This window comes from Pseudomonas saponiphila, assembly GCF_900105185.1.
Lineage (GTDB): Bacteria > Pseudomonadota > Gammaproteobacteria > Pseudomonadales > Pseudomonadaceae > Aquipseudomonas > Aquipseudomonas saponiphila.
This window is the reverse complement of record NZ_FNTJ01000001.1, coordinates 2,746,040-2,762,512: the sequence shown is the minus strand read 5'-3', so window position 1 is coordinate 2,762,512 and position 16,473 is coordinate 2,746,040. Positions and strand designations below refer to the sequence as shown.

Below are 16,473 nucleotides of genomic sequence, written 5' to 3'. Positions count from 1 at the left end.
AAGTCCGACAAACCTTATCAGGGTGCGTAAGGGCAGATCTTCATCTACTTCAGGCTGATCGCCTGATAGTTTTGAATCAGCCGGGAACTCAACTTCAATTCTGAATATTGGGTACCGGCCAATGTTAAAGCACCTTGCTGCCTGTTTAAGAATTTTAGCTATATCGCCTGAGCTTCGGCTTTTCTTACTCCCCGTGTCACTTTCCATCCCTGTACTGTCCATTGCCCTTCTGATATGGGTTTGCCACATCTCCTAGTTAAGATGTTGGCTCCCCTATCTTCTGTGCCTCAATCGGACAGTTGCCAAGACCGGACCAGAGCAAGCACGACGGCTTTGTGATCATCCCGGCCGACAGCAACCGGCCGGGATGTTGACGCATCCAGACCAGCCGCTTCTTTTTGAATAGGGACACGTTCTGAATCAATTTATCGGACTAAATTGACTCTACAAATTTGACGGACGATACCGCCCTGCTTAGCTGGAAGGCTCCGGCTTAATTTAAGCCAAACCCAGTTGGATTAATTCCGACTCAACGGAGCGCGAAAAATGCCTGATGACCTAACGAAAACTGGTAAAGCGGATCGGGACAAGGTGAACGTCAACCAATCGCATGAGCTGCGAGACTGGTCGAAAAAGTTAGGTGTGACGGAAGATCAGCTAAAAAAAGCAGTGAAAGAGGTTGGCGTTTACGCTGACGATGTGAAGAAACACCTCAAGAAGTAAGTTGTAAATGCCCCTGAAACTCAGGGGCATTTTTCGTTTCATTACCTGTCAAGCTTCACGGTCCTTGTGACTTCCTTAACGTAGCGTTGGCAGGCCACTAGGGCAATCAATCCTTGGTCGCCGTCTCCGGCGATGGCGACAATTCGTCGAGCAGCCGCTGGGTCAAGTTCGGCTCGCGCTCTTCCATGAACCACGCCGCAGGTGCCGGGGGTGGCTGGCACCCCAGCGCTACCACCCGAGGCGGCGGTGTTGAGTAGGACTGACAGCCGCAGGTCAGCAGTAGCAAGCCGATCACGCAGGCGAGCCTGGTTCGTTTGAGCATCGCGCAATTCCTTGTAGTGGGTTTCGTCATTCGCCTGCAGGCGGTCCTCCAGCGCCCGACGGGCATCCTGCTGAGTTTCCTGCCAGTTGATCACCTCCGTGGCGGCCTGCTCGCGGTCCCTGCTGTACGCATCGGCCTGGTCAGCCAGATCCTTGCCGTAGGCGTTGGCCTGCCACGTCCAGGCCAGCCAACCACCCAAGACGAACCCCAGCACTAGGGCCAGTACCGGCAACAGCCAACCCGGGGCCTTCATGGCAGCACCTTCAACGCACGCTGATATAGCGCCTCGCGATCCGCCAGGCCGTTGGTTCCGCCGTTGATGCGCTTGGTGATGGTGAGGAAGTCGCCTTTATCGGCCAGGGTGTTCAGCCCTGCCCGCTGCCAGAACCAACCCGCCGACAGCGCGGCATAGACCGGGGCTTCCAGCAGCTCCGGGGTGTTGAGTAGTCGAGCATCGCTGAACAGCGCTTCACTGCAGGCTTCGTAGTTCGCCCGGCCGGTGACCTGAATCAGCCCCCTACCCCGGTACTTCTGGCCGTCGCCATCCGCTTCGGGTGTATTGCCCAGGCGCTTGGCCAGGGTGCCAGTGTCGTACTTGCTCAGGTACTGATTGCTGCCCAGCTCGCGTACCCATTGCAACTGGCCGGACTCATGGCCGATCTGCGCGATGAACGCTGCCATCCGCAGCCGGGTGATAATTGCGTACTTGCTCATGGCAGCGTTGAGAGCAGGAACAAAAACGCCGGCTTTAGCGCCGGCGTTGGGGAGGATCTGCAGCAACTGCTGCGTGGTAATCGTCATGCCTGATATCTCCAGTGATTATGGGGTTCTAAAGCTGCACAACCTTGAGCGGCTTGGTTTCTTTCTTTTTCTTGCCCTTGGCTTTCGCCTTGCCCTTCTTGCCGCCGTTGCATTCCACCGTAGTGCTCCACCCGGACTGGGTGAACACCTGTTCGACCGAGTCCACCAGGTACTCGCCATCGAGGCCAACCTTGAAGCCCTGGGCATTGATCATGCGTTCAGCGAACAGATCGGTTCGGCCAGGCATATCCAGGCGCACACCGGCGGTGCTGCGGTTGAATGCCGCCAGACGCGCCTTGGCGGCCTGTTCGGCGGCGGACTTGTTCGGGTAGATGTGGCGGTCGGTGTGCACCGGCGGCAGGCCGTCCGGGGAATCCTCGTTGCCCAGGTCGACAACCCGCAGCTTTCCGCTCTTTTTGTCCTGGTGCTTGGTCTGTACCGCCTTGTGGGTGCTTTTGTCCCCCAGGCGGAACTGATAGCGGCTCACGTCGCGGCGAGTGATGGTGACGGTGCCAAGGGCCTTACCGCTAGCGCTCTGCCCGGCCTGTCGGGGCAGCACCAGCAGCTTGCCGTCGGCCACCTTGGCCGTGCAGTCGTACTGCTTGGCCAGGCGTGTGATGAAGTTGAAGTCGGATTCATTAAGCTGGTCGACCCGGGGCACCTTGGTGGTCACCGGGCACACCGGTTGCCAGCCATTGCGGGTCGCCACATCGCGCACGATCTGTTGCAGCGGGACGTTTTCCCAGCTCCCGCTGCGGGTGGTCTTGCCACTGCCGCGCATGTCGCTGGCCTTGCCCCTGATCTCGATAGAATCAGGCGGCCCCGTCACCACGACCTCGTCCACCATGTAGCGCCCAAGGCGGGTCAGTGACTGGCCGGCGCAGCCCATGAACACCTCGATGCTCGCGCCCCAGCTGGGCAGCGCCACAGCGCCGTCGCGGTCGTCGATGCGCAGCTCAAACTCGTCCGACTCCATGCCGGGCTTGTCCGAGGTGCGCAGGGTCAACAGCCGGTCATTGATCAGTGCGGTGATGTTCTTGCCGTCGGCAACGATTCGGAACATGGGGCTCATTTAAATACCTCAGAAACAAAAAAGCCCCGTTTATACGGGGCTCTGTCATATATTTTATGTCTTAAAAGGATTCGACAGGCTTTTGGGCTGCGGCTGTAACTTTCTTCGCGTCAAGATTGGGGAAGCTGAAGCTAATTATCAAACTAGAGTCGGCTCCCTCTCCTGCAAGCTCGACCTCAGCAATTCGAATATTGTCAGCGGATGCATCCAGAAGACTGGCAATGCTAGCGAATCTTTTATTCAAATCGACCCCTTCAATGAACGTGTAAACCAAGTTACCGCTATTGAATGCTGCCGACTCATAGTTGGTAAGTTTAAAGTTAAACTCCTCAGGGCTAGAGGCCTTAGAAGCCAGCTGGACTAAATCTAGTTCAGTCTGACCATTAGCAAGAGCGGCTAGAGTGAACGTTTTACTAAGAGAGCCTACTACAGTTGCGTAAAGACTCTGATCATAGGCACTATTCAACGACACCGTGATCAATTTTGAATTAGAAAAAACCAGTACTGCATCAAACTTATGCCCAAGAAAGTCCACATCATCTAGGCACAATGCCTTCCCGCCGATCTCTTCAGAGCAATCATAATAACCCTTTGACTTCGGATAAGCGGAAATAGGAGATTCATAGGCATACGACTTAAAAAGGTTATCACTAGCAGAAGCACTCAGCGCGCATCCCAGCATTCCCATACCAACTAAAAAACCTACAACTTTTTTCTTGTTCATCAGCCAAGTCCCTAGCATTGTAGAAATTACTATCCGAATGCTACCAAACTGCCACCTTTAATCCCATAACTTCACCACAGCATCAGGCACGCTAGGCAACTCCGGCAGCACGATCAGCACCCCAGCCCGGAACGGCTGGGGTTCGTCGGCCAGCCCCTGGTTGGCATCCAGCACCGCTTCGACACTACTGTTCAAGTGCCCGTAATACTGGTGACACAGGGTGTCCAGCAGATCCCCGTCCGACGTTCTGCATGTCGTCGCCATAGCTTACGAACTCCATCGAAAAGCCCTGCTTACGCGGGATGCCCCGGCCAGCAAATGGCTCTGCTCTTCCTCAAGGCTGGTCAGGCACCAGGTGCCCAGCACCTCGCCGTAGCCCGTGGTCAGGCTCAGCGGCTGCAGGCGCCGCCCGATGCTGCGCAGTTTCTGCAACTGACCCAGCCCCCCCTTGAACCTAGGAAATACCGCGCCCTTGTGGGTGATTTTGTCGTCGCCCTGCCCCACCGCCTGCTAAGCGATTCTGCGGGTTAGACGTTCCTGGCCATTGGGAGTTTGTTCTGACCGGTGCCCGACGCCCCATCGTTGGCCGGGTCTACGCCAGGATGAAATTAGCCGGAGTTAAACCCTCAGCAACTAATGCCGTGACTGAAGTCTGGTCGCTCAACCTTGCGAATGTGAGCTGACCCGTGCGCAAGAGAACCACAGCCAACCGCGACCTGCCGCCACGCATGGTGCGCCGTATCAGAAAGGGCAAGAGCGGCCAGATCTGGACGGCGTACTACTACGACGGCAGGGACGCCACCGGCAAACGCAAGGAGATCCCACTGGGCACCGACCTCGATCAGGCCAAGGTGGAATGGGCCAGGCTGGAACGCAGAGCACCACCCAAGCCCAACCACCTGATGAGCTACGTCTTCGATCGGTACGAAAAGGAGATCATCCCCGGCAAATCGATCCGCACCCAGTCGGACAACCGCAAGGAACTCAAACAGCTCAGGAGAGCCTTTGAAAACGCGCCCATCGAATCGATCACTCCCCAGGTTATCGCCCAATACCGCGACGCCAGAACCGCCAAGGTCCGGGCCAATCGAGAAATCGCCCTGCTCTCTCACGCATTCACCATTGCCCGAGAGTGGGGCCTGACCGACAAAGCCAACCCGTGCTTCGGCGTTCGCCGCAACAAGGAAAATCCCAGGGACTACTACGCCGGCGAGACCTTATGGAATGCGGTCTACGCCGAGGCGGTGCAGGAACTGAAGGACGCGATGGATCTGGCCTACTTGACCGGACAACGCCCCGCAGACGTGCTCAAGATCGCCGCCACCGACCTAAACAATGGATTCTTGCTGATAGGCCAGGGCAAGACCGAAAAACGCCTGCGCCTGCGCCTGGAGGACGAAGGCGTCCAGTCCGGCTTGAGCGCCTTTATCGAAGACCTACAAGAGCGCAGGGCCATCAACGGCATTAGGACATCAACGCTGATCACGAACGCTTCAGGGCTACGAATGAGCCAGCAGATGCTGCGCAACCGCTGGGACGATGCGCGGGAGAAGGCTGCCATCAAGGCTGCGGCCGATGGCGATCCGGCACTGGCGGTCAGCATTCGGCAGTTTCAGTTCAAGGACATACGGCCGAAGGCGGCTAGTGAGATTGAGCTGACGCATGCAAGCCGGTTGCTGGGGCATTCCACCGAGGAGATGACCAAGAAAGTCTATAGGCGAGTCGGGGAGATAGTGAAGCCGACCAAATAACAGTACGCAGCCAAAATCATCATTGGCCGTATACGGCCAAACGAAGACAATTGAAATCGAGTCTAGTATGGAATTAACTGAAGAACCTATCTTTTATGTGATTTAGTCAGAGAGCGACACTAATTATCTAAGAAGCGTTTGAGCAAAATCAGGTTTACTAGCACAAGTATTAACCAGCATACCCGGGTTAGCACCTTAAGTTTAGTTTCAGCTGAGCTAGAGGAAGTCGAAAGTTTTTGTCGAGACCCCTCAATTTTCAACTGTATCTCTTCTACCCCCACAACGATATCGTCATACTTTTTAGTGGAGCGCTGAAACTCTTCTGCAAGTAACTTGATATGAGCAATTACGTTATTATTTAAGGAGGTAATCATCCAGGTTGATATTACCAACCCCACAACTATGACGAGGTAATCCCATGCAGTGGTAGCAGGTTTTAAAATAGCGCCCGCCGCAACGATACTACCCGGTATAGCAAACGCCTTTGTCTGCTGAGACATGATTGCATCTTGGACCTTGCCCAAGAAATTAACACAATCATTTTCGATCTCAGTGAGAATTTTGTTAACAGAAAACTTGCTTACATAAACCTTATAACGCTCATTGTATTTTTTGTAAAAAATCGAAATGGACGCCATAACTACAGCAACATTACAGTCTTTTTTATCCTTTAAAAAATCTGTCAGCGCTTCTCGCATAACGTGACGTCTTTCTTCACAATGAACGTCCTCATCCGCCATCACCGCCGCATGCATTTTTTGAGCATGCTTAATCCCTTCTGCATCCACCTCTATGGCTATTAGCTCATCACACTCCATGAGATAAGACACTTCTAACTTTGTAAGAAAGGACTCTTTCGAACTATAGAATATGTATTTGAGGATTTGGCTTTCATCACCGTTGTTATGGCAAAGCGTCGCAAGGATTTCTCTAATTAAAAAATACAGGTCAATTAGCCGAGAAATTGAAACATACTGATTCTCATCCACACCTATAATGTGTATGTATTCAGGCTTTTTGCTACGCGTCCGTATCGTATGCCACATTGCCTCTGCATTGGCAAAGAAGGGCACGTAACCTTCGTTCCACGCTGAAGAGTCCAGCAGAAAAAGATCTCGCCCAATCAAGTCCAAACTTTCGGGACTCTGGCAACCATAGGTTTTGAGGAACTCATAGACGCTCTCTATATCAAGAGATCGAGTGTCAAATATGAGCTGATCACCATCAAGTGAGATTCGATCAAGCATTTTGGGATCCTGACGATGGATCATCAGCATTTATACTCTTCAGCCTGTTTGACACGTCGCTTGGAAGCTTTACCTTCAGGTACACAAAATTCTTGTCGACACTAAGATCAGCAGTGCTCTCACCAACAGCCACAGCATCTAGCTTCAAACGCCCCACGAATTCTCCGGAGGGTAGCTTAAGATCCACATAGCCCATTTTTTTTGCGGTAACACCAGAAGGTTGAAATTCTTCACTCACTTTAAAGCGTTCAGAGTTTTCTGAAATAAATTTTATGAGCCCATCGAGATGAGGTGAGTCCTCGTTCAGACATTTATTTATCACGCGCTGAATTTCTGAGAGATGCACTCTCTCACCAGCTTTATTTTCAATATAGCTAACTACTCGCGTATAAATTGTGCGTCGATCTGAAGAGGAAAGCGTATTTGCTTCTTCTGTGAAGTATGCGCCCAGCGCGTCTTTCAAATTATCAACACAGACCTTGCCTGGAATCGAATCGGAACAACCGAGCGCACTGTTAAAGAATTCGCTTTTTGAATTCCCTTTAATAAAATAAAGGTAGGAGTCACCTGTATTTTTCGGGAAGCCTTTTTTGAACTCTGTCAGATCCATACAGGCGGCCTGACGAAAATCTTGAAGGTTTAGGCTTTCCGTTCCTCTCGGATTGAGATTGTTGTCATCGTCAAAATCATACCCACCTCTTTTACCAAGCATGACAATTAAGAGATGGTCTACCTGCCGAAAATCTTTATAGTGCGAAAATACAACATAACCCTCATTGAGAGAGCGTCGAGCCGGGTCGTTTGCCTCATGGCACAGCCGCTCCATAACACCACTGACAAAGGCATTGAAATCGAGATTGTTAGCGTACTTAGAAAAGTTATCGGCAGCAGCGAGCATATTCGGATCTACATATCCGTAAATCCTCCCACTCTTAGAAAACTTTTTGCCAATGAGATTCACAAAATCAACACATACTGGGGATTTGAGATCCCAGTCGTTACCTTTATTACTATCGTAGAAAGTTAGGCCACCAAGCGTTTTTTTGAAAAATTTCGCAGCACACGCGTTCAACACAACGAGCGATCTAACTTCAGTATTTTTAACTTCAGTATCCGTATTGGAATGAGGCGTATTTTTTACTTGATCATCCATGCGATGTACGTCCGTAGTGACTATTAGTGCCAGACGTGCCTGACGTCAGCTGCGAGTGGTTGATGGTAGCACAGCGATAGCAAGGGGGCCTTGCATCACTGGAGTCCATTGAGTTTGGGATGGCGAATCACCCCTGATTTGATAGGCACCATTAAATAGCAGCTTTCGGCCGAACGCTGTCGCATTTTTAAGGGCCCAATCTGAATGCAACCATGAATTTAAAGCCAAGATAGCTCATAGCAACAGAGGCAAACCTCGCAGCCAGCATCAAGCATGAACTCGTACCCGATCTCGTGGAATCTCTCTTAGCTCAGTTCAAAAAACCGACCACTTGCGGAAGCGATCCTAAAATTTGCGGAAGCGATCACCCAAATCCCAGGCAATAAAAAACCCCGTAGACGTTAATCTACGGGGTTTTCAAGGGTGGAGGCCGAGGTCGGAATCGAACCGGCGTAGGCGGATTTGCAATCCGCTGCATAACCATTTTGCTACTCGGCCCCAAGTGTCCAGTACCGTAAAGCAACACTGAACACGTACAAACTGGAACGGCTTTCGAGATTAACCTCATCTCGCAACTCTTTGATTTTTAAAGAGTTTTTCCGTTTCCTCGCTGAGGAATGGTCGCAATTATGGACATGTTTTCCATTCCTGGCAACTCCTATTCGATATTTTTTCTGCCGGGCTGTTTCTGCAGGTTTCCGGGCAGTTGCAAATCCGTGTCGGAGTGGGCAATGGCGCTGGATGATTGCACACATGACGGCGGATTGCTCTCTCCTCTCTCCTCGCCCTGCCACCTACCCGATCGGGTTATGGCGCGTGTCCGGTCGCTCGCGGACAGTAGCGCCAACGGCTCGACCCGGGCTCCTTCCATCAGGTTCAAGGCGGAATTCCAGCATGCGCATAGCATTCACTGCGGTATTTGGCGTGGTTCTGGCGGTGGCGGCAGTCGGGGGGCAGGCCCAGGAGTCCGCGGGCAAGACCTTGCGTCTGTACAACTGGTCGGACTACATCGGTGAGCACACCCTCGCCGGCTTCGAGAAGGCCAGCGGGATCAAGGTGATCTACGACACCTTCGACTCCTACGAAACCGTGCAAGGCAAGCTGCTTCCGGGGCGCTCCGGCTATGACCTGGTGGTGCTCAATGCCGCGCTGGTGCCGCCCTTGATCAAGGCGCGGGTGTTCCAGCCGTTGAACAAGCAGTGGCTGCCCAGCTGGCAGAATCTCGACCCCCAGGTGCTCAAGAGCCTGGAGAACTACGACGCGGGCGTGGAGTATTCGGCGCCCTACACCTGGGGCAGCAATGGCGTGACCTACAACGTCGACAAGATCCGCGAGCGGATGCCGGATGCGCCCATCGGTTCCCTGGCGATGCTGTTCGATCCCAAGGTGGTGTCGCGCTTCGCCGATTGCGGGGTAACACTGCAGGACTCGCCCACCGATATCCTGCCGCTGGTCCTGGCCTGGCTGGGGCGCAATCCCAACAGCGCCGAGCCCGCCGATCTCAAGGCCGCGCAGGAGACCTTGATGGCCGTGCGCCCCTACATTCGCAAGTTCGACTCCACCAGCTACCTCAACGGCCTGGCCAATGGCGAGCTGTGCCTGAGCGCCACCTGGTCCGGCGACTACGCCACGGCCCAGGCCCGGGCCAATGAGGCCGGAGCACCGGTCAAGCTCGACTACTTCATTCCCAGGGAAGGTTCGCTGATCTGGTTCGACAACTTCTACATTCCTGCCGACGCCCCGAATGCGGCCAATGCCCACGCTTTTATCGAGTACCTGCTGCAGCCCCAGGTCATGGCCGAGGTCAGCGACTACATCCGCTATGCCAATGCCAATCTCCAGGCCACGCCGCTGCTCAGCGCCGAAGTGCGCGACAACCCGGCGATCTATCCCGATGCCCAGACCCGCGAGCGACTGTTCACCCAGACGATCCAGTCCCCCGCCAGTACCCGCCTGATCACCCGCACCTGGAACATGGTGAAGATCGGCAAGTGATCCAGCCGCTCGGATTCCACACGCTGTCCACGCAATGCTTTGACCCGAGGTAAAGCCCATGGCTATCCAATCCGCAACCTTCTTCCAGCAGTTCGACGAACCCAGGCTGGTGGCCGCCGACAAGGCGCATTACATGCACGGTTTCCACATGTTCGACGAACACCGCGAACAGGGTTCGTTGAACATCGCCGCCGGCGACGGCGCCTACATCTATGACACCGCCGGCAACCGTTACCTGGATGCAGTCGGCGGCATGTGGTGCACCAACATCGGCCTGGGGCGGGAGGAAATGGCCGAGGCCATCGCCGATCAGGTGCGGCAGCTGGCCTACTCCAATCCGTTCTGCGACATGGCCAACGTCAGCGCCATCGAACTTTGCGAAAAACTCGCCAGCCTGGCTCCCGGCGACCTGAATCACGTGTTCCTCACCACTGGCGGCTCCACCGCAGTGGACACCGCCTACCGCCTGGTGCAGTTCTATCAGAACAGTCGCGGCAAGCATGAGAAGAAGCACGTGATCTCGCGGCACAATGCCTACCACGGCTCGACCTTCCTCACCATGTCCATCGGCAACAAGGCCGCGGACCGCGCGCCAGAATTCGACTTCATGAGCGACCTGTTTCACCACATCTCTTGCCCCAACTACTACCGGGCGCCGGCCGGCATGAGCGAAGCCGATTTCCTCGAATTCCTGGTGGCGGAATTCGAAGACAAGATCCTCACCATCGGCCCGGACAAGGTAGCGGCGTTCTTCGCCGAACCCATCATGGGCTCCGGCGGGGTGATCATTCCGCCCGAGGGCTATCACCGGCGCATGTGGGAGATCTGTCAGCGCTACGACCTGCTGTATGTGGCCGACGAGGTGGTGACCTCATTCGGACGCCTGGGCACCTTCTTTGCCTCGCAGGAGGTGTTCGACATGCAGCCGGACATCATCACCACCGCCAAGGGCCTGACGTCGGGCTACCTGCCCCTGGGGGCCTGCATCTTTTCCGAGCGCATCTGGCAGGTGATCGGCGAGCCGGGCAAAGGGCGCTGCTTTACCCACGGTTTCACCTACAGCGGGCACCCGGTGAGCTGCGTCGCGGCACTGAAGAACATTGAGATCATCGAGCGGGAGAACCTGCTGGCCCATGTCGAGGATGTCGGGCGCTATATGGAGCAGCGCCTGCAGACCCTGGCCGAATTGCCCCTGGTGGGCAACGTGCGTTGCATGCGGCTGATGGCCTGTGTCGAATTCGTCGCGGACAAGCAGAACAAGGCACTGCTGCCGGAAGCCCTGAACATCGCCGAGCGCATTCACCTGCGGGCCCAGGCCAAGGGCTTGCTGGTGCGCCCGATCGGCCACCTCAACGTCATGTCGCCGCCGCTGATCATCAACCGCCAGCAGATCGACCAGATCGTCGACACCCTGCGCGAGTGCATTCTGGAGGCCGCCGCCGAGCTGCGCCGCGACGCTCAGTACCTGGAATGATGCGCCTGCAACCGGTGCCAGCGGCGCCCTGTCGCGGACTCTTACCCGGTCTGCGCCCGGCAGTTAAACTGCCGGGCATGAGCGCACCTGCCGATACCTCCACTGCCCTTTTGTCCCTCCAGGCCCTGCAGACCTGGCATGCCGGCCTGACCGAAGCGTTCCAGGCCGTGGACGATGATGCATTCCTGCCCCGCCTGGCAGCAGCGCTGAACGCCCTGACCCCGATCGAATCCATGATGATCAGCCTGGAGCGCAAAGGCCTGCCGCCGCAGTTGCTGCACGAACAAGGCATCGTCGGCGAATACCGCGACGAGATCATCAACCGCTACTTTTCCCGGGGCTACCTGCTGGATCCCTTTTGCCTGGCCGTGGAAAACGGCCTGGCCGAAGGCTTCTACCACCTCTCGGAAATCGCCCCAGACGACTTCTTCAGCAGCCAGTACTACAAGACCTACTACCTCAAGACCGGGGGCGCCGAGGACAGCTACTACATCGTCGACCTCGACCCCCAGAGCAAGATCTCCCTGTGCATGTTCCAAGGCCTGAGCGGCGCACGCTTCGCCAGCGCACCCCTGGCCTTGCTCAGGGCCGTGGAACCGCTGGTGCGCGAACTGTTGCGCCGTTTCGGCACCGCCGGCGGCCTGCAGCAACTGCTGCGCCAGGCCCCGGCCGATTGGCTGCCAACCCAGACACCGACCAACCTCAACCAGCAGATCGAAGCCGCCTTCATGAGTTTCGGCAATCCGCTGCTGACGGCCCGCGAACGGGAGATCGCCCACCTGATCCTGCGCGGCCATTCGGTGAAATCCACCGCCAAGGTGCTGCAGATCTCTCCGGAAACCGTGCGCATGCACCGCAAGAATCTCTACACCAAACTGGCCATCAACTCCCAGGCCGAGCTGTTTTCGCTGTTTATCGACTGGCTGACCCGGCCCCCCGCCACGGGCTGAAAAGCTGCGGGAGCGAATGCGCGGGCGATGCCCTACAACGAGAACGCCGTGTCCACTGGGTGAACACGGCGTTTTTCATGGCAGCGCGGGCAAGCTCACGCCTGCAGCCGGGGGGATGCCGTCAGCGCGCGGCCCAGGCGTTGAAGCGCTGTTCCAACTCCTCGCCATGGTCGACCCAGAAGGCCGCATCCACCGCACGCGCGCCTTTCAGGTTGGCCTCATAGGTCGGCAATTGCTGCTGCACCGTTTCAGGTAACAGAGGCAAGGCCTGGCGGTGCACCGGTCCGTAGGGAATGTTCTGCGAGAACACCTTCTGCGCCTGGGGCTGGCTGGCAAACAGGATGAAATCCTCGGCCAGGGCCTTGTTCGGCGACCCCTTGACCACCGCCCAGTACTCCGGGTCATACAGGCTCTGCGGCCAGAGAATGCTCAACTGCATGCCCTCCTTCTGGGCCATGGCAATGCGTCCGTTATAGGCCGCGCTCATCACCACATCGCCGGCCACCAGCCATTGGGGCGGCTGGGCCCCGGCTTCCCACCACTGGATAAAGGGCTTGATCTGATCCAGCTTGGCAAAGGCCCGGGTCACCCCCTGCGCAGTACCGAGCACCTGGTAGAGCTGCTCGGGGGCGACTCCGTCCGCCAGTAGAGCGATCTCCAGGGTGTACTTGGCGCTCTTGCGCAAGCCGCGCTTGCCGGGGAAATCCTTGAGGTTCCAGAAATCCGCCCAGGAGCCCGGGGCCTTGGCCAGTTTCTCCGGAGCGAAAGCCATGACCATCGACCAGACGTAGGTCGCCACACCGCACTCGCTCAGGGTGCCAGGGACGAACTGCGCCGGATCGCCGAAACGCGACAGGTCCAAAGGCTCGAACAGGCCCTCGTCACAACCGCGCAACAGTTCCGGGCTTTCCACTTCGACCACGTCCCAGCTGGTCTTGCCGACATCGACCATGGCCTTGATCTTCGACAATTCACCGTTGTACTCACCGGCCACCACTCGGCCCGCCCCGCTCTGGTTGAATGGCTGGAAATAGGCCTTCTCCTGGGCCTGTTTGGTGGCTCCGCCAAAGGAAATGACCGTGAGGTTCTGCACCTGGGCCGAAGCCCCGGCGCACAGCACAAGCCACGACAATGCAACGCCGAAACGCAAGGTGTTGGACATGAAACCCTTCCTCAAGAAAGCCGGCTCGCCCGCACGAACCTGCACAGCAGAAGCCTGGAAGCGACCGTATTCACGGGCGGTACAGCACCGGGCACGACGAGTCTTGGTCAGCGGTACACGGACTGGCGCAGCCTGGGTTGCGCAGCCGGATGGCTACCGTTGCGGGCTCTTCGGCCCCGTTCGCTTGATCTGTTTGCGACCGGTCCAGGGTCGCCGGACGCGGTCTTGCTCGAATGGCGGTTCATCGCTTGCTCCCTGTTGTTTTTGTAGGAAGAACAAATCGATCGGCAGTGCATCGCCACAACGCACCGGGCAGTCGGGCAGGCGTATGCAGGGGTTCATTGTTTGCCTAACCCGGCGCATTGCGAAACGAGGTTTTTCTGAGGCACAGGCAAGGGAAAAGCTGCCTAGACGGCAGACTCGGCCCGAGATCGACGAAGGGAGTACGCGCACTGAACGGCGTGCCTGGACGGACAAGCAAGTCCGCCGGAGCAACGACACAAACCCCGCCAGGGCATCACCCGGGCGGGGCGTTTTAACCACTCACGGACAAAGGAAGGCGCTGCTCAATCCAGCACCACCAGCAACCCCGAGATCACCCCGATGCCCATCACCGCCGAGAGCAGCATGCTGCTGGACACCTCGGTCTCGTAGGTCTTGTAGCGCGAGGCCAGGATAAAGACGTTCACCGCCACCGGCAGCGCCGCCATGATCACCGCGATCTTGACCAGAAAATCGCCGAGGCCAAAACCATAGCGGGCGGAGACGAACACCAACACCGGCAACAGCACCACCTTCAACAGCGCCAAGGCCAGAGAGTCGCCCTTGATCAGGTTCTGCCTGCGATGCACGGCAAAGGCCGCGCCCAGGGCCACCAGCGCCAGGGGGCCGGTGGCGTTGGTCATCTGCGTGGCGAAGATCTGCAGCGGGCTGGGCAACTGCCACTGCAAGGCAATGCACAGCGCCGCCAGCGCCACCGCCAGAATCAGCGGGTTGCTGATGATCGACTTGCCGGTGGTCAGCAGCACACGGACCAGATCCGGCTTGTCCTGCGCCTCGCGCGGTTCGGTGAGCTCCATGATCAACGCGCCTCCGGCCAGGATCACCAGGTTGTCGGCCATGGTGATCATCAGCGTGGGCAGCGCCGCTTCATCGCCAAACGCCATGACCATCAAGGGCAACCCCATGTACCCCACCACCCCGGAGATGGACGTCAGCCCGCGCAGGCCGGCCACCCGCGCGTTGCCGCCCCAGATCAGCCGACCACCCACGGCGGCGATCATGAAGGTCACCAGACAGGCCAGGTAATAGGCGCCGAGCAAGGCCCAATCCAGCTCGCCATGCTCCCGGGTGCCAAGGGTCTTGATGAAGATGAAGCACGGCAGGAACAACCAGAACACCACCCCCACCAGGCCCTTGACTGTTTCCGTGCCGATCACCTCCAGCCGCACTATCCAGTAGCCGGCAAAAATCATCGCAAACAGCGGCATCACCACCGTGAAGACCTTATCCATGGGCCGATTGCTCCTGACGGAGCTGGCGCTCGGCATAGCGGGCCAGATGCATCGGGCTGTAGGTACAGGAACGATAGAACTCCATCACCCCGTCCAGCGCGTGCTGATAACGGACTTCGATATCCGCCATCGAGGCGCGCATTTCCTCTTTCAGGCTTTCGACGATAGGCCAAAGCTCCTCATCCGCAATCTCGGCAACAGGGGTACTTAGCGATGAATAATCGGCCAGGGCCTGGCGGAGGGTCTGTGGATGCAGGCCTACATAATTGACGAAGTAAGCGTTCTCATCCTGAGTTTCCAGAAAGTCCGGAATATTCAAGACACCGTAATTGGAAAGTGTTTCAAACTTGCCACTTACCGGACGATAGATACCAGGCAACTGCAGGAACTTTTCCTCACAATAACGAGCGGCTTCGATCAACTTGTCCAGTTCCAACGGGTGCGCGCCCAACTTTATATTGTTGTCCCGACACAACTTCACGACTTGTTCCAGCGGGGCGATTCCGGAGCGGTTGCCAAATCCGGCCAAGGCCCCTTCAACCATCTGAAAGCCGCATTGGATCGCCTGCATGGTATTGGCCAGGGCCAGCCCGTTGTCGTTATGGGCGTGCAGGCAGAACACCAGGCGCGGGTAATCCGCCACCAGCTTCGAGCACAACCAGCGGGTCACATGGGGCTGCAGCGAGCCCACGGAGTCGTTGATGCGAATGATCTCCACACCCAGGTTGACGGCCCAGTCGATCTGCCGGCAGATCTCGGCATAGCGCTGCTCGCACACCCCGTTGCGGAAGTTGTTGAGCACACTGGCCTTGAACTTGACGGCGCCGATGTCGCGAAACGCCTGGATTGCACGCTCGAACTCACGATCGTTCTGCCTGTAGGTGATCATGCCGAAGCTGAAGACGGTGTCGGCAATCCATTCCCGTCGATGAGCCCGGGCCTTGAAATAAGCCAAGGCGGTTTCCCAGCAGTTCAACAGGACGATGAACGTGGCCTGGGTATCGGCCGGCAATTCGCCGGCTTGCCGTGCCCGGTGCAACCGGTCCCAGACCAGCGGCTCCTCCGGTCCGCAGCCCACCACGAAATCCCGCAGGCCGGCCTCGACCATGGACTTGAGGATGGATAACTTGGCGTCCACCGTAATGGGAAAGGCAGTGCGTTCAATACCCTCGCGAAGTGTTTCATCCACCAGATAGGGGACGGAAAAATCACGGTAGCGAATTCCATTTTCGAGTTTCATCGTCCTGCTCCTTTTTATTGGTTTTTTACGCAGCCACACCGTGTTGCCTGGCACACAAGACCCATGACAACCGCCACACCATATAACAGCGAGTAAACACACGACCTAAGAAATACCTTAAAAAACACCACAGGCAAGATTCACCAAAAACCGCTAAAAACCGAAACATTTGCCCGACAAATATCCCTGTTTGAATAAACAGCCGCCCGGACTTGCTAGCGCCGCACCTCGCTCCCCACGAACGGTTGCGCGCCCCTTTGAGCGAAAGGCACGCCGGCCTCGGCATTCCCTGTCGAATACCTCAGGAAGCGCTAGAATCCGCGCTACCTTTCCCCGGCGACGAGA

The 16,473-nt window shown here is 56.8% G+C and carries 15 protein-coding genes, 1 tRNA gene and 3 pseudogenes; 7 read left to right on the top strand and 12 right to left on the bottom strand.

Annotation, left to right across the window (positions count from 1 at the left end; all coding sequences use genetic code 11):
* Nucleotides 1-266: 266 nt before the first annotated feature.
* Together BLV47_RS36535 and BLV47_RS12885 are read left to right on the top strand one after the other, a co-directional pair.
* Nucleotides 267-356, top strand: a pseudogene (locus BLV47_RS36535) (DUF159 family protein); the annotation flags it as partial.
* 190 nt (nt 357-546) lie between these two features.
* Nucleotides 547-723, top strand: a complete 177-nt coding sequence (locus BLV47_RS12885) for a DUF3606 domain-containing protein (RefSeq protein ID WP_092314093.1) — start codon at nt 547-549, stop codon at nt 721-723.
* A gap of 41 nt (nt 724-764) precedes the next feature.
* Here BLV47_RS12885 and BLV47_RS12880 read toward each other — a convergent pair whose 3' ends face one another.
* The 6 genes and pseudogenes from BLV47_RS12880 to BLV47_RS12855 form a co-directional block, all read right to left on the bottom strand.
* Nucleotides 765-1,298, bottom strand: a complete 534-nt coding sequence (locus tag BLV47_RS12880; protein ID WP_092314091.1) for a lysis system spanin subunit — start codon at nt 1,296-1,298, stop codon at nt 765-767.
* Nucleotides 1,295-1,846, bottom strand: a complete 552-nt coding sequence (locus BLV47_RS12875; protein ID WP_092314089.1) for a glycoside hydrolase family 19 protein — start codon at nt 1,844-1,846, stop codon at nt 1,295-1,297. The genes BLV47_RS12880 and BLV47_RS12875 overlap by 4 nt, the downstream gene beginning before the upstream one ends.
* Nucleotides 1,847-1,874: 28 nt before the next feature.
* Complete coding sequence (locus BLV47_RS12870; protein WP_092314087.1) at nt 1,875-2,918, bottom strand: phage late control D family protein; 1,044 nt, start codon at nt 2,916-2,918, stop codon at nt 1,875-1,877.
* Nucleotides 2,919-2,979: 61 nt separating this feature from the next.
* The gene (locus BLV47_RS12865) at nt 2,980-3,642 is read right to left on the bottom strand and encodes a hypothetical protein (RefSeq protein WP_092314085.1); all 663 of its coding nucleotides are present in this window, start codon (nt 3,640-3,642) and stop codon (nt 2,980-2,982) included.
* 57 nt (nt 3,643-3,699) lie between these two features.
* On the bottom strand, nt 3,700-3,906 hold the full coding sequence (locus BLV47_RS12860) for a tail protein X (protein ID WP_092314083.1): 207 nt from the start codon (nt 3,904-3,906) through the stop codon (nt 3,700-3,702).
* Nucleotides 3,827-4,185, bottom strand: a pseudogene (locus BLV47_RS12855) (phage tail protein); the annotation flags it as partial. The pseudogene BLV47_RS12855 and the gene BLV47_RS12860, both read right to left, overlap by 80 nt.
* A gap of 2 nt (nt 4,186-4,187) precedes the next feature.
* On the opposite strand from BLV47_RS12855, the pseudogene BLV47_RS36990 reads away from it, so the two are divergent.
* Nucleotides 4,188-4,325, top strand: a pseudogene (locus tag BLV47_RS36990) (DUF4224 domain-containing protein); the annotation flags it as partial.
* A 3-nt stretch (nt 4,326-4,328) separates the two neighbouring features.
* Nucleotides 4,329-5,393 carry a phage integrase gene (locus BLV47_RS12850; RefSeq protein WP_092314081.1) on the top strand — a complete coding sequence of 355 codons (1,065 nt, stop codon included), beginning with the start codon at nt 4,329-4,331 and terminating at the stop codon, nt 5,391-5,393.
* A 119-nt stretch (nt 5,394-5,512) separates the two neighbouring features.
* Here the strand turns inward: BLV47_RS12850 and BLV47_RS12845 are convergent, their stop codons facing one another.
* The 3 genes from BLV47_RS12845 to BLV47_RS12835 all read right to left on the bottom strand — a co-directional run bounded on the left by BLV47_RS12845 (nt 5,513) and on the right by BLV47_RS12835 (nt 8,291).
* Nucleotides 5,513-6,640 (bottom strand): hypothetical protein, encoded by a 1,128-nt coding sequence (locus BLV47_RS12845; protein ID WP_092314079.1) that lies wholly within the window; start codon nt 6,638-6,640, stop codon nt 5,513-5,515.
* On the bottom strand, nt 6,633-7,793 hold the full coding sequence (locus BLV47_RS12840; protein ID WP_092314077.1) for a nucleoid-associated protein: 1,161 nt from the start codon (nt 7,791-7,793) through the stop codon (nt 6,633-6,635). The genes BLV47_RS12845 and BLV47_RS12840 overlap by 8 nt, the downstream gene beginning before the upstream one ends.
* Before the next feature lie 424 nt (nt 7,794-8,217).
* Nucleotides 8,218-8,291 (bottom strand) — tRNA-Cys (locus BLV47_RS12835).
* Nucleotides 8,292-8,687: 396 nt separating this feature from the next.
* Between BLV47_RS12835 and BLV47_RS12830 the strand changes: the two genes are divergently transcribed.
* The 3 genes from BLV47_RS12830 (at nt 8,688) to BLV47_RS12820 (ending at nt 12,212) form a co-directional block, all read left to right on the top strand.
* Entirely contained in the window at nt 8,688-9,788 is a 1,101-nt protein-coding gene (locus BLV47_RS12830; protein ID WP_092314075.1) for an extracellular solute-binding protein, read from the top strand.
* A 58-nt stretch (nt 9,789-9,846) separates the two neighbouring features.
* Nucleotides 9,847-11,262 (top strand): aminotransferase, encoded by a 1,416-nt coding sequence (locus tag BLV47_RS12825; RefSeq protein WP_092314073.1) that lies wholly within the window; start codon nt 9,847-9,849, stop codon nt 11,260-11,262.
* Between the two features lie 77 nt (nt 11,263-11,339).
* Entirely contained in the window at nt 11,340-12,212 is an 873-nt protein-coding gene (locus BLV47_RS12820) for a helix-turn-helix transcriptional regulator (RefSeq protein WP_092314071.1), read from the top strand.
* 121 nt (nt 12,213-12,333) lie between these two features.
* Here BLV47_RS12820 and BLV47_RS12815 read toward each other — a convergent pair whose 3' ends face one another.
* The 3 genes from BLV47_RS12815 to BLV47_RS12805 all read right to left on the bottom strand — a co-directional run bounded on the left by BLV47_RS12815 (nt 12,334) and on the right by BLV47_RS12805 (nt 16,128).
* Nucleotides 12,334-13,374, bottom strand: coding sequence for an ABC transporter substrate-binding protein (locus BLV47_RS12815; RefSeq protein ID WP_092314069.1), 1,041 nt, complete (start codon nt 13,372-13,374; stop codon nt 12,334-12,336).
* Between the two features lie 566 nt (nt 13,375-13,940).
* Entirely contained in the window at nt 13,941-14,888 is a 948-nt protein-coding gene (locus tag BLV47_RS12810) for an AEC family transporter (protein WP_092314067.1), read from the bottom strand.
* The gene (locus BLV47_RS12805) at nt 14,881-16,128 is read right to left on the bottom strand and encodes a beta/alpha barrel domain-containing protein (RefSeq protein ID WP_092314065.1); all 1,248 of its coding nucleotides are present in this window, start codon (nt 16,126-16,128) and stop codon (nt 14,881-14,883) included. The genes BLV47_RS12810 and BLV47_RS12805 overlap by 8 nt, the downstream gene beginning before the upstream one ends.
* Between the last annotated feature and the right edge of the window lie 345 nt (nt 16,129-16,473).